Consider the following 12,045-nt stretch of genomic DNA (forward strand, 5'->3'; position numbering starts at 1 on the left):
CCCCTATCCTGCCTCGCCGTTCCCGAACAGGGCGAGGGCGGTGTGCACCAGGCCGACGTGGCTGAAGGCCTGCGGGAAGTTGCCGAGTTGGCGGTCCTCGACGGGGTCGTACTCCTCGGAGAGCAGACCCACGTCGTTGGTGAGCCCCACCAGCCGTTCGAACAGCTTCCGTGCCTCCTCCCGGCGGCCCGTCATGTGCAGTGCGTCCGCGAGCCAGAACGAGCAGACCAGGAAGGTGCCCTCGTCGCCGGGCAGTCCGTCGACCGTCGTCCCGTCGGTGCTGTAGCGGCGCAGGAAGCCGCCGTGGCCCAGTTCCTCGCGGACCGCGTCGATGGTGCCGACCACGCGCGGGTCGTCCGGCGGCAGGAAGCCGACGCGCGGGATGAGCAGCAGCGAGGCGTCGAGTTCGCGGGAGCCGTAGTACTGCGTGAAGGTGTTGCGCTCGGGGTCGTAGCCCTTCTCGCACACCTCGCGGTGCACCTCCTCGCGCAGCTCGCGCCAGGCGTCCAGATCACCGCTCAGCTTCGGGTTCTCCTCCACCGCGCGCACGGCACGGTCGGCGGCCACCCACACCATCACCTTCGAGTGCACGAAGTGGCGCCGGCCGCCGCGCACTTCCCACAGCCCCTCGTCCGGCTGCCGCCACTCCGACCGCAGCCAGTCGATCAGGGCGGCCTGGATGGCCCACATGTGCGGCTTGGTGGGCAGGCCCGAACTGCGGGCCAGCGAGAGGGAGTCCATGACCTCGCCGTACACGTCCAGCTGCAGCTGGTTCACGGCTTCGTTGCCGATCCGTACGGGCGTCGAGTCCGCGAAGCCGGCCAGCCACGGAAGTTCGAACTCGGGCAGCCGCCGCTCGCCCGCCAGGCCGTACATGATCTGCAGGTCGGCCGGGTCGCCGGCGACCGCGCGCAGCAGCCAGTCGCGCCAGGCCTCGGCCTCCTCCCGGTAGCCGGCCGACAGGCCCACGTTCAGGGTGAGGGTGGAGTCGCGCAGCCAGCAGTAGCGGTAGTCCCAGTTGCGGACGCCGCCCGGCTCCTCGGGGAGCGAGGTGGTGGGCGCGGCGACGATGCCGCCGGTGGGCCGGTAGGTGAGGGCCTTGAGGGTGATCAGGGAGCGGACGACGGCGTCGCGGTACGGGCCGTCGTAACGGCAGCGCCCCGACCACTTCTCCCAGTCGCGGACGCTGGTGCGCAGCGCCTTGTACGGGTCGACGAGCTTCGGGCGCGGCTCGTGCGAAGGGTGCCAGGTGAGGACGAACGCGACCTTCTCGCCCTCCTCGACCGTGAACTCCGAGTGCGTACCGAAGTCCTTGCCCCAGGTGTGCACCTCGGGTTCGCTGCGCAGCCAGACCGAGTCGGGCCCGGCGACGGCCACCCGGTGCTCGCCGGACTTGCGCACCCAGGGCACGATCGAGCCGTAGTCGAAGCGGATCCGCAGGGTGCTGCGCACCGTGACGCGGCCGCCGAGACCCTCGACGACGCGTACGAGATCGGGGGCGCGCTCGCGCTGCGGCATCAGGTCGGTGACACGGATCGCGCCCTCGGTGGTCTCCCACTCGGTGTCCAGGACGAGGGTGCCAGGACGGTAGGCGCGACGGGTGCAGGGGCCCTCGGCGCCCTTGGGGGCGATACGCCAGTGCCCGTTCTCCTCGTCGCCGAGCAGCCGGGCGAAGCACGCGGCCGAGTCGAAGCGGGGCAGGCACAGCCAGTCGACGGAGCCGTCCCGGCCGACCAGGGCCGCGGTCTGTTCGTCGCCGATGAGCGCGTAGTCCTCGATACGGGGATGCACGGAATTGCGGGTTCCCGGCACGGCGGTGGGGCAATCAGGGGTGGGGCCGGGGGAGTGACGCGTCGCTCACCGCGGTCGTCGAGAAGATCACGCCCGGGTGCGACGGCGTCTGGTTGAGCACCCACAGGCCGATCAGTGTGGCCAGGGCGAAGACCACGGCGATCAGGACGGCGAGGACGAGTCGGCGCCGGCGTTCGCGGCGCAGCCACTCGCCGCGTGCCGTGCGGTAGGCGTCGGGGGCGGCCTGCACTCCCTCGGCGAGTGCGGCGAGGGCCTCGCTCAGCTCCCGCTCCGTGCGGTCGGGACCAGTGCCGCGCGACGGAGTCGCATCTCGAGGCGTCATCGCCGGGCCTCCATCGCCTGGGTCAGAGCGGCGATGCCGCGTGCCGTGTGGGTCTTCACGGACCCGGAGGAGATCCCCATCGCGGCGGCGATCTCGCTCTCCTTCAGCCCGAGCCAGTGTCGCAGCACGAGCGCCTCGCGCTGCCGCGCCGGGAGTTGCTGCAACGCGTCGATCAGCACCCGCTGGTCGTCGCGCAGCAGTGCCGTGCTCTCGGCGGAGGCGACGGCCTCGTCCGGCAGCACCGGCGGGTTCTCCACGTGCTTGCGGGCGACCTGCAGATGCCGTATCCGCATCCGGGTCAGATTGCACACCGTGGAGCGCAGATACGCCTCCGCCGCCTCGACGTCCCTGAGCCGCCGCCACTTCCGGTAGATCTGGTAGTAGGCCTCGGCGACCACGTTCTCCGGGTCGTCCGCGCCGAGCAGCACGGCCAGGCGCAGCATCGAGGAGTAGTGCAGCTCGAAGAGCCGGGCGAGCGTGGCCTCCCGCTCCAGGTCGGCCGGGTCGGGCAGCGCGGGCGCCAGCGGCTCGCCCGGCAGCTCCACGTGCGGCTCCGGTGCGGGAGTCGGTTGTCTGCGTCTCACGGTCGGTTCGCTCCCGTCTCCGGGCGCCGCCTGACGGTCAGGCGGGACGGCAGATCGGTCAGGTCGGCGCCGCGCGGGACGCCGAGACGTTCGAGTAGGGCGGTGCCGGCCACCGCGACGGTCAGGTTGAGCAGCAGGGCGGCGAGGCCGGCGTAGATCTCCAGCGGTCCGGAACCCAGCGGCACGATCGACGAGAAGCCCTCGCGCACGACGAGGTAGGTGCCGGCCGCCATGCCCGCGCCCCACCCGGCGAGCAGCGCACGCGGATGCAGCCGCCCGGAGAACAGGCCGATCGCCACGGCCGGGAAGATCTGCAGAATCCAGACCCCGCCGAGCAGTTGGAGGTTGATCGCGTCCTGGTCGCGCAGCCCGAACACGAAGGCCACGGCCCCCACCTTCGCGGTGAGCGAGACGGCCTTGGCGATGCGCACCTGCCGCTTGGGCGTGGCCGTCGGGTGCACGTACTCGACGTACACATTGCGTACGAAGCTGGTGGCGGCCGCTATCGACATCACCGCCGCCGGGACCAGCGCCCCCACGGTGATCGCGCCGAACACCAGCCCGGCGAGCGGCCCCGGCATCAGCCGGTCGACCAGCATCGGTACGGCCGCCTCGGCGCCGCCCTTCGGGGCCCGCACGCCGGCCGCGAGCGCCGCGATGCCGAGGAAGCCGAACAGCGCGAGCAGCCCGGTCCAGGCGGGCAGGGCCACGGACACCTTGCGCAGGGTGCGCGGTCCGTCGGCGGCGAACCCGGCGGTCAGCACGTGCGGGTACATCAGCAGGGCGAGCGCGGAGCCGAGGGCGAGGGTGGCGTACGCGGGCTGCTGGGCGGGGGAGAGCAGCAGCGCCGGGCCGCCGAGGCGGCGGGCGGCGCCGTCGAAGACCGGGCCCGGGCCGCCGAGCCGCTCCAGGACCAGCCAGGTCACCGCGGTCAGCGACACGAAAACGGCGACCGCCTTGAGCGCCGAGATGACCGTGGGCGCCCGCAGCCCGTGCCGGTACGTGGCGACGGCGAGTCCGGCGAACAGCGCGACCATCACCAGGTCCCCGGTCGCACCCCGCGGGTAGACGCCGCCGGCAGTCAACACCGCCCTTATCCCGAGCAGTTGGAGCGCCAGATACGGCATGGTCGCCAGGATCCCGGTCAGCGCGACCACCAGGGCCAGCGACGGCGACCCGTACCGTCCGCGCACGAAGTCGGCGGCGGTGACGTATCCGTGCTTGCGGGCCACCTCCCACAGGCGGCTCAGCAGCACGAAGGCGATCGGACAGACGATCACCGTGTACGGCACCGCGAAGAAGGCGGGTGCGCCGTTGCCGTAGGCGAGTCCCGGTACGGCGGTGAAGGTGTACGCGGTGAAGATCGTGCCGCCGAGCAGGAACCAGGTCCACACGGGACCCAGGGTGCGGTCGGCCAGCGCCCAGCCCTCCAGCGAGGGCAGCCGGTCGCTCGGGTGCAGACGGCGCGCGGTGACGGCGAGCAGCGACGCTCCGCCGATCACGGCGAGGAACGTCGCGGTCATGGCGCCATCGGCCATGGGTCACCGTCCTTGGTGTGTGCCCTCGCGGGAGAGTTGCGCGGGCGGCCGGAACGGAGGACACGGAACCGGCGGGAAATTTCCCGGAAATTCGCTGTCAACCGGTTCCGGGGAGTGGGCAACTCTTGCACAGACCGACAGCCGGCGGGAGAGGAGTGCAGGTCATGGCACGGACCGGTCATCACCGGCTACGGCGCGTCGCGATCGCCGTACTGCTACTCGCACCCGCGGCAGGCCTGCTGTGGGTCCCCTGGTACGCCGGCGCGGAGCCGCGGCTGGCGGGGACGCCGTTCTTCTACTGGTACCAGCTCGCCTGGGTGCCGGGGTGCGGCCTCTGCCTGCTTGCCGCGTACGCGCTGACGGACCGACATCACCGCCGCTGATCCCAGCGCACTTCCTTTCACACCGTCCAGGTGAGGAGCCGCCATGCCCGCGTCCGCCCTTCAGGCGCCCGAAAAGCCGGAAAAATCACGTATGTCACCACGATCGGTCCTGTTGTGGGCCACCGTCTCCCTGCTCGGCGCGGTCGCCTGGGGCGTCCTCGCCCTGGCCCGGGGCGAGAAGATCTCCGCGGTCTGGCTGGTGGTCGCAGCCCTCGGCTCGTACGCCATCGCCTACCGCTTCTACTCGCGCTTCATCGCCCGCCGGGTGCTCAAGCCCGACGACCGCCGGGCCACCCCCGCCGAACGCCTCGAGGACGGCGTCGACTTCCACCCCACCGACCGCCGGGTGCTGCTGGGCCACCACTTCGCCGCGATCGCCGGGGCCGGACCGCTGGTCGGACCGGTGCTCGCCGCCCAGATGGGATACCTGCCCGGCACGCTCTGGATCGTCGCCGGGGTGATCTTCGCGGGCGCGGTGCAGGACATGGTCGTCCTGTTCCTCTCCATGCGGCGGGACGGCAAGTCGCTCGGGCAGATGGCACGGGACGAGATCGGCCGGGCGGGCGGAGCGGCGGCCCTGATCGCGGTCTTCGCCATCATGATCATCCTGCTCGGCGTGCTGGCACTGGTGGTCGTCAACGCCCTCGCGCACTCCCCGTGGGGCACCTTCTCCGTCGCGATGACCATCCCCATCGCCCTGTTCATGGGCTTCTGGCTGCACCGGTTCCGCCCGGGCCGGGTCGTCGAGACCAGCTTCATCGGCGTGGCGCTCCTGCTGCTCGCGATCACCGGCGGCAGCTGGATCCAGGACTCCTCACTGGCCTCCGCCTTCACCCTCAGCCCGACGACCCTTGTCTTCTGCCTGATCGGCTACGGCTTCGTCGCCTCGGTCCTGCCCGTGTGGATGCTGCTGGCCCCGCGCGACTACCTCTCCACCTTCATGAAGATCGGCACCATCGCGCTGCTCGCGATCGGCGTGGTCGTCGCCGCGCCCGTCCTGCACGCCGACGCCGTCAGCAAGTTCGCCACTTCGGGCGCGGGCCCGGTCTTCGCCGGCTCCCTCTTCCCCTTCCTGTTCATCACCATCGCCTGCGGTGCCCTGTCCGGTTTCCACGCCCTGGTCTCCTCCGGTACGACTCCGAAGCTGATCCAGAAGGAGTCCCAGGTCCGGATGATCGGCTACGGCGCCATGCTGATGGAGTCGTTCGTCGCGATCATGGCGCTCATCGCGGCGGCCGCCCTCGAGCCGGGCCTGTACTACGCGATGAACGCACCCGCCGGACTTCTCGGTACGACGGCCCAGTCGGCGTCCCACGCCGTCGCCGGCCTCGGCTTCACCATCACCCCCGACCAACTGACCCACGCGGCCCAGGCGGTGGAGGAGCAGACCCTGATCGCCCGCTCCGGCGGCGCCCCGACCCTCGCGGTCGGCATGTCGGAGATCTTCTCCGGCGTCTTCGGCGGCACCGCGATGAAGGCCTTCTGGTACCACTTCGCGATCATGTTCGAGGCGCTGTTCATCCTGACCACGGTCGACGCGGGCACCCGGGTCGGGCGCTTCATGCTCCAGGACATGCTCGGCAACGTGTGGAAGCCGATGGGCCGGGTCAACTGGAAGCCGGGCATCTGGCTGTGCAGCGGCCTGGTCGTGGCGGCCTGGGGCTACTTCCTCTACACCGGCGCCACCGACCCGCTCGGCGGAATCAACCAGCTCTTCCCGCTCTTCGGCATCGCGAACCAGCTGCTGGCCGCCGTCGCCCTCACGGTCTGCACCACGGTCCTGATCAAGTCCGGCCGGCTGCGCTGGGCCTGGGTCACCGGCGTCCCGCTCGCCTGGGTCACGGCGGTCACCTTCACCGCGGGCTGGCTGAAGATCTTCTCCGACGACCCCAAGGTCGGCTTCTTCGCCCAGCGCGCCAAGTACGCCGACGCCGTCGACGCCAAGCAGGTGCTCCCGCCCGCCAAGACCCTCGACGACATGCACACCGTGGTCACCAACTCCACCGTCGACGGCGTACTGATCGCGCTGTTCCTGCTGCTGGTCGCGGTCGTGATCGTGAACGCGGCGGTGGTGTGCGTGCGAGCCGTACGGTCGCCGGACGCGCTGCCGACCACCGAGGCGCCGTACGTCGAGTCCCGCATCGACCTGCCCGCGCAGGCCGGCGAACCGCTGGTCGGGGCCCGGTCGTGAACGCCCGGCAGTGGGTGCGGGCGGTGCGCTGGTACCTGCGGGAGCTGCTGCACTCGCTGGACCGGGGCGAGCACCCGCGGGGCCGCTGCTGCTGACCGAGGGGCGGGCGTCCGGCCGGGGCGCCCGCCCCTGCGCGGGAGACCGGGTGCCCACCCCTGTGCCGGAGACCGGCGCCCCGCCCCTGCGCAGAAGACACGGAGCAAGAGGAACAGGACCGATGCTCAGACGTCGCTCAGCCCTGCTGATCCGCCCCGAACTCGACGACCGCGCGCTGCACTCGACGCTGGACGAGTTGCGTCCCGACCGGCAGCTCCACGGTCTCGGCGCGGGCCGCACCCGTCCGCTCTGGGAGCCGGTCGCCGACCTGCTGGAGGACACGGGGCGGGACTGGGACCGCCGGGTGCACCGGGTCACCGTGCTGGCGCGGAACCTGCCGCCCTCGGTCTCCGAGCGCTGGTCCGCCGACCGGCCCGGCGACGGGGACGCCCTCGTGCTGGCGGCCTGGGTGCGGTCGGTCCGGGCCGCGGCCGAGGGTCGGGGCGCCGCCCGCGAGGCCGAGCGGGCGTGTCTGCGGGCGGCCGACTGCTGCCCCGAGGACCCGACTCCCTGGCTGGCGTTGCTGGAGCTGATGAACGCCTTCGCGGTCCCGCTGCGTGACGCGGTCCCGGTGTGGAGCGAGGCGGTCACCCGTGCCCCCTGGCTCCGCACCGCCTACCACCAGCTGCTGCGCTACCTGTCGCCGCGCGGCCACGGCACGGTCGTCGACATGCTGGACTTCGCTCGGCAGGGCGCGGCCCGCGCACCGCACGGATCACCGCTCGCCCTGCTCCCGGTAGCGGCCCGCGTGGAACTCGTCGCCCACCGGCAGCGGCAGATGCCCCTCGTGGCCGACACCCACTGGCACGAACCCCGGGCGGCCGACGAGGCGGCCGCGGCCCTGACCGACTGGTTCTCGGCCGCCGCCGCACCGCACGCCGAGGCCGTCGCCGACCTCAACGTCCTCGCCTTCGCCCTGATCCGCATCCACCGCCCGGCCGAGGCGGCCGCCGTTTTCCGGCGCATCGACCGCCACATGACACCCCACCCGTGGGACCTGCTGCCCGAGCCGGAGCGCACGTTCCTTTACTGGCGCGAGCGCCTCACACGCTGAGGGCTACACCGCGGCGGGTTCCGCTTCCTCCGGGCTCTCCTTGGCCGCCGCCTCGGCCCGGTCGCGCCGCTCCCGCCGTACCAGAACCCACCAGCCGTACGGCACACCCGCCGCGAACAGCCACCACTGGATCATGTACGCGTAGTTCAGCGGGGCGTCTTCCTTGCCCGGGTCGGAGATCTGCTCCGGGGTGTCGCCCTTCGGCTCGGGCGCCGTCTGCTGGATGTACCCGCCGAGGACCTGGGCGTGCAGCCGTCGGGCCTGCTCGGCGCTGTTGATCAGCATGATCTGCCGGTCCGGCAGGCCCTTCAGGTCCTTGATGCCGCTCGCCGCGGTCGTCTCGTCGGGCATCAGCCGGCCCTGGACGGTGACCTGGCCGCTCGGCGGCGCGGGCACCTTGGGGAACGCGGTCTGGCTCGGCCCGTTCGAGGGGATCCAGCCCCGGTTGACCAGCAGCACCTTGCCGTCCGTCAGCACGAACGGGGTCAGGACGTGGTAGCCCACCTCGTCGTCGGAGTTGGTGCGGCGGCGGACGACGACCTCGTCCTCGGTGTCGAAGTGACCCTTCGCGCTCACCGTGCGGTACCGGTCGTGGCTGGTGACGGTGTGTCCGGGCGAGGTCATCCGCTCCACGGGCACCGCCTTGGCGCCCAGCGCGTCGCTGACCAGCTGGTTGCGGGCGCTGCGCTCCTCGTAGCGGTGCATCTGCCAGATGCCCAGCCTGATCATCGTGGGGATGAGAAGCAGGGCGACCAGCGTGAGGATCACCCACTGCCGGGACAACAGGAAGCGGTACACCCCACGACCGTACAACTCGGGCCGCGGGGTGTTGTCGCCAGGGGTGCGCTCAGACCCGGTCGACGATTCCGGCCTTCCCTTCCTCGCGGGCGCAGTGCGCACCGCAGAACCACTGGCCCTCGACCTCGACGCCCTGGCCGATGATCGACACCTTGCAGTGCTCGCAGATCGGTGCCATGCGGTGGATCGCACAGGAGAAGCAGTCGAAGACGTGCACCGCGCCCTGTGCGTGCACCTCGAAGGTCATTCCGTAGTCATTTCCGCAAACTTCACATTTCGCCATGCGCCACAGGGTGAGCCGTCACCGCCAGGCGGGCGAGCGGGCGCCGGGCGAGTCGTACGACAATCACCCGTCCGTACGGCTGCCCGTCCGATCCGTCCCTGCGGCTGCTGTCGCGACCACGGCTACCGCTCCGACGCCGGCTCGACGTCCCTCAGCAGCTGCCCGAACGCCGCCTCGTCCACCACCGGCGTCCCGAACTGCCGGGCCTTGACCACCTTGGAGGTGCCCGAGTCCGGGTCGTTCGTCACCAGCAGGCTGGTCAGCCGGGACAGGCTCGTCGCGACATGCAGCCCGGCCTCGACCGCCCGGTCCTCCAGCAGCTCCCGCTCGACGGACGTGTCCCCGGAGAAGGCGATCCGCATGCCCTGCTTGAGTGGTTTGCCGTCTTCGTAACGCCCCGGGTTGGGATAGGGGCAGGCGGGCCGCTTGCGGGACGGGCGCCAACTGGTCGGCCGATAGCTGCCGTAGCCGCTCGACTGACGGGGCACGGGCCGGTCGCTCCACTCCGTCAGCGGCCGGCACTCCAGCAGCGGCAGCCGTACGCCGTCCGCCGCCGCGGCGTGAAGGCTCGGCCGGAAGGCCTCCGCCAGCACGCGCGCGTCATCCAGCGCATGGTGCGCCCGCTGCTGTACGACGCCGAAGTGGGCGGCCAGCGACTCCAGCTTGTGGTTGGGCAGCGGCAGGCCCAGCTCCTTGGAGAGCGCGATGGTGCACAGCCGCTGACGCACCGGCACCTCGCGCTCCGCGCGCGCGTACTCCCGCGCGATCATCTGCCAGTCGAAGACCGCGTTGTGCGCGACCAGCACCCGGCCCTCCAGCCGGGACGCGAACTCCTCGGCGATGTCCGTGAAGAGGGGCGCTCCCTCGAGCATCTCGCTCGTCAGACCGTGGATCCACACCGGGCCCGGGTCCCGCTCCGGGTTGACCATCGTGTACCAGTGGTCCTCGACCTCGCCACGCGCGTCCAGCCGGTAGACGGCCGCGGAGATTATCCGGTCGTCCCGGGCCAGGCCGGTGGTCTCCACGTCAACGACCGCGTATCCCTGCGGATACACGGCCGGCCACACGGTGGGGGAGGACGCTGCGGTCGGAAGGTCTTCGAGCATGGTCCCTGAGGATACGGGCCGCCACTGACAGTGCTGTCCGTCAGGTCGCCTGTCGCAGCGGCCCGTTCGAATGTCCCGAATGCCCTTGCGCGTGGCTATGGACCTTTTCACCGCCCGGTGCAAGCGTGCTGCCCGCCCGGCGTGTGACCCTCGACGGAAGGGCGGTACGGCGTATGGCACGCGTACGGTACGGCGCACGGACCGGGGCGGAGATCGCCGCCGCGCGCACAGCGAGCGCAAGGCTTCCCGACATCTGGTCCACCGGCGTGGTGGCCCTGTGGGAGACCGACCCGGACGCGCTCGCCGCGGTCCTGCCGCCGCCCCTGAAACCCACGGGCCGGCCACTGGTCCGGGTGAACATCAGCAAGGTCGACCTGCCCGGATACCCGCTGGGCGCGGGCTCGTTCGCGGTCGCCGCGAGCCACGGCGGCGTCGACGGCTGGTACCCGCTCGTCATGCCGATGACCCACGAGCGGGCCCTGACGGGTGGCCGCGAGGTCTTCGGGGAGCCGAAGAAGCTGGGCGAGGTGACGGTCGAGCGCGAAGGCCTCGTCGTCCACGCCGCGCTCGCCCGGCACGGCATCGTCTTCGTGGAGGTGCGGGGCGCGGTGAGCGAGGAACTGCCGCTCCCGGAGCCGAGCCAGAAGACCGACTTCTACTTCAAGTTCCTTCCCGCGGTGGACGGTTCGGGCTTCGACGCCGATCCGGTGCTGGTGCACTGCGTCCGCAACGAGAAGGTGCGCAGGCTGGAGCGCATCACCGGGGACGTCCTCCTGCGCGAGTCGATGTACGACCCGGTGGCCGACCTCCCGGTCCTCGAACTGGTCGACATCACCATCGGCGAGAAGACCAGCGACCAGCGCGGCAAGGTCGTCGAACGGGTCGCTGCGGAAGCCCTGTTGCCGTACATCCATCAGCGGTACGACGACCCGCAGCAGATTCTCGACGCGCCTCCCGGGGCTCCCGAGTCACCCGAGGGGAGCGTCTGATGGAGCTGCGGGCCGGGCAGGTCGCCGTCGTCACCGGCGCGGCGAGCGGGATCGGGCTCGCGATGGCCCGGCGGTTCGCGTCGGAGGGGCTGAAGGTCGTGCTCGCGGACGTCGAGGAGGGCGCACTCGACAAGGCCGCGTCCGATCTGCGGGCCGAGGGCGCCGACGTGCACGCGCGCGTGGTCGACGTCGGGGAGCGTCAACAGGTCCTGGATCTCGCCGAGTCGACGTACAAGACCTACGGCGCGGTGCACGTCCTGTGCAACAACGCCGGGGTCGGCTCGGGCGCCGAGGGCCGGATGTGGGAGCACGAGCCGAACGACTGGAAGTGGGCCTTCTCCGTCAATGTGTGGGGCGTCTTCCACGGCATCCAGGCGTTCGTTCCACGGATGATCAAGACGGGTCAACCCGGTCATGTAATCAACACGTCCTCCGGCGACGGCGGCATCGCTCCACTTCCCACCGCCTCGGTGTACGCCGTCACCAAGGCGGCCGTCGTCACGATGACCGAGTCCCTGTACGCCCACCTCAAGGCGGAGCACGCGCGCGTGGGCGCGTCGGTGCTCTTCCCGGGGCCGCACATGCTGCGCACGGGCCTGTGGGAGTCGCACCGCAACCGGCCCGGGCGCTACGCGAAGCAGCGGCCGCGGAAGACGCCCTACCGCAGCCTCGACCAGTGGGAGACCGCGATGCGCGAGGCGGGCAGGGAGGTCCGCTTCACGCCCGTCGAGGAGGTCGCCGACCTCGTCGTGGAGGGCATCCGCGCGGACCGCTTCTGGATGCTGCCGGCCGGCGAGCACAGCGACGCACAGATCCGCGCCCGGGCCAGGTCGATGCTCGACCGCACGAACCCGTCGTACCTCGAAAGCTTCATCCTGGACTGAGGGGG

General features: G+C 71.4%; 12 protein-coding genes. 5 read left to right on the forward strand and 7 right to left on the reverse strand.

Annotated elements, in window-relative coordinates; translation table 11 throughout:
• Window positions 1-3 precede the first annotated feature (3 nt).
• From ABZ880_RS37260 to ABZ880_RS37275, 4 genes are read right to left on the reverse strand one after another with little or no spacing between them, the layout of a single operon-like run.
• The gene (locus ABZ880_RS37260; protein WP_361272532.1) at window positions 4-1,791 is read right to left on the reverse strand and encodes a glycoside hydrolase family 15 protein; all 1,788 of its coding nucleotides are present in this window, start codon (window positions 1,789-1,791) and stop codon (window positions 4-6) included.
• A 34-nt stretch (window positions 1,792-1,825) separates the two neighbouring features.
• Window positions 1,826-2,134, reverse strand: coding sequence for a hypothetical protein (locus ABZ880_RS37265; RefSeq protein ID WP_361272535.1), 309 nt, complete (start codon window positions 2,132-2,134; stop codon window positions 1,826-1,828).
• On the reverse strand, window positions 2,131-2,679 hold the full coding sequence (locus ABZ880_RS37270) for a sigma-70 family RNA polymerase sigma factor (RefSeq protein ID WP_361272688.1): 549 nt from the start codon (window positions 2,677-2,679) through the stop codon (window positions 2,131-2,133). Before ABZ880_RS37270 ends, ABZ880_RS37265 begins: the two co-directional genes overlap by 4 nt.
• A gap of 35 nt (window positions 2,680-2,714) precedes the next feature.
• Entirely contained in the window at window positions 2,715-4,256 is a 1,542-nt protein-coding gene (locus tag ABZ880_RS37275; RefSeq protein ID WP_361272538.1) for a sodium:solute symporter, read from the reverse strand.
• Window positions 4,257-4,420: 164 nt separating this feature from the next.
• Between ABZ880_RS37275 and ABZ880_RS37280 the strand changes: the two genes are divergently transcribed.
• The 3 genes from ABZ880_RS37280 to ABZ880_RS37290 all read left to right on the forward strand — a co-directional run bounded on the left by ABZ880_RS37280 (window position 4,421) and on the right by ABZ880_RS37290 (window position 7,980).
• A complete protein-coding gene (locus ABZ880_RS37280) occupies window positions 4,421-4,639 on the forward strand; it encodes a DUF3311 domain-containing protein (protein ID WP_361272540.1) in 219 nt (72 codons plus the stop codon).
• 91 nt (window positions 4,640-4,730) lie between these two features.
• Entirely contained in the window at window positions 4,731-6,830 is a 2,100-nt protein-coding gene (locus ABZ880_RS37285) for a carbon starvation CstA family protein (RefSeq protein ID WP_361272544.1), read from the forward strand.
• 217 nt (window positions 6,831-7,047) lie between these two features.
• Entirely contained in the window at window positions 7,048-7,980 is a 933-nt protein-coding gene (locus tag ABZ880_RS37290; protein ID WP_361272546.1) for a hypothetical protein, read from the forward strand.
• Between the two features lie 3 nt (window positions 7,981-7,983).
• Here the strand turns inward: ABZ880_RS37290 and ABZ880_RS37295 are convergent, their stop codons facing one another.
• The 3 genes from ABZ880_RS37295 to ABZ880_RS37305 form a co-directional block, all read right to left on the reverse strand.
• The gene (locus ABZ880_RS37295; RefSeq protein WP_361272549.1) at window positions 7,984-8,778 is read right to left on the reverse strand and encodes an SURF1 family protein; all 795 of its coding nucleotides are present in this window, start codon (window positions 8,776-8,778) and stop codon (window positions 7,984-7,986) included.
• A 49-nt stretch (window positions 8,779-8,827) separates the two neighbouring features.
• Window positions 8,828-9,061 carry a hypothetical protein gene (locus ABZ880_RS37300; protein WP_361272551.1) on the reverse strand — a complete coding sequence of 78 codons (234 nt, stop codon included), beginning with the start codon at window positions 9,059-9,061 and terminating at the stop codon, window positions 8,828-8,830.
• Window positions 9,062-9,183: 122 nt separating this feature from the next.
• Window positions 9,184-10,167, reverse strand: a complete 984-nt coding sequence (locus ABZ880_RS37305; RefSeq protein ID WP_361272554.1) for a DEDDh family exonuclease — start codon at window positions 10,165-10,167, stop codon at window positions 9,184-9,186.
• 173 nt (window positions 10,168-10,340) lie between these two features.
• Between ABZ880_RS37305 and ABZ880_RS37310 the strand changes: the two genes are divergently transcribed.
• Together ABZ880_RS37310 and ABZ880_RS37315 are read left to right on the forward strand one after the other, a co-directional pair.
• Window positions 10,341-11,156, forward strand: a complete 816-nt coding sequence (locus ABZ880_RS37310; protein ID WP_361272556.1) for an acetoacetate decarboxylase family protein — start codon at window positions 10,341-10,343, stop codon at window positions 11,154-11,156.
• A complete protein-coding gene (locus ABZ880_RS37315) occupies window positions 11,156-12,040 on the forward strand; it encodes an SDR family NAD(P)-dependent oxidoreductase (RefSeq protein ID WP_361272558.1) in 885 nt (294 codons plus the stop codon). Before ABZ880_RS37310 ends, ABZ880_RS37315 begins: the two co-directional genes overlap by 1 nt.
• Window positions 12,041-12,045 lie beyond the last annotated feature (5 nt).

It is taken from the genome of Streptomyces sp. NPDC047043 (assembly GCF_040644055.1).
In the GTDB taxonomy this organism is placed as follows: domain Bacteria; phylum Actinomycetota; class Actinomycetes; order Streptomycetales; family Streptomycetaceae; genus Streptomyces.

What these genes read in the sequence shown, in the direction of transcription:
- ABZ880_RS37300 (WP_361272551.1), bottom strand. Translation starts at nt 9,061, where the DNA reads ATGGCGAAATGTGAAGTTTGCGGAAATGACTACGGAATGACCTTCGAG.
- ABZ880_RS37285 (WP_361272544.1), top strand. Translation starts at nt 4,731, where the DNA reads ATGTCACCACGATCGGTCCTGTTGTGGGCCACCGTCTCCCTGCTCGGC.
- ABZ880_RS37290 (WP_361272546.1), top strand. Translation starts at nt 7,048, where the DNA reads ATGCTCAGACGTCGCTCAGCCCTGCTGATCCGCCCCGAACTCGACGAC.
- ABZ880_RS37265 (WP_361272535.1), bottom strand. Translation starts at nt 2,134, where the DNA reads ATGACGCCTCGAGATGCGACTCCGTCGCGCGGCACTGGTCCCGACCGC.
- ABZ880_RS37305 (WP_361272554.1), bottom strand. Translation starts at nt 10,167, where the DNA reads ATGCTCGAAGACCTTCCGACCGCAGCGTCCTCCCCCACCGTGTGGCCG.
- ABZ880_RS37275 (WP_361272538.1), bottom strand. Translation starts at nt 4,256, where the DNA reads ATGGCCGATGGCGCCATGACCGCGACGTTCCTCGCCGTGATCGGCGGA.
- ABZ880_RS37310 (WP_361272556.1), top strand. Translation starts at nt 10,341, where the DNA reads ATGGCACGCGTACGGTACGGCGCACGGACCGGGGCGGAGATCGCCGCC.
- ABZ880_RS37280 (WP_361272540.1), top strand. Translation starts at nt 4,421, where the DNA reads ATGGCACGGACCGGTCATCACCGGCTACGGCGCGTCGCGATCGCCGTA.
- ABZ880_RS37315 (WP_361272558.1), top strand. Translation starts at nt 11,156, where the DNA reads ATGGAGCTGCGGGCCGGGCAGGTCGCCGTCGTCACCGGCGCGGCGAGC.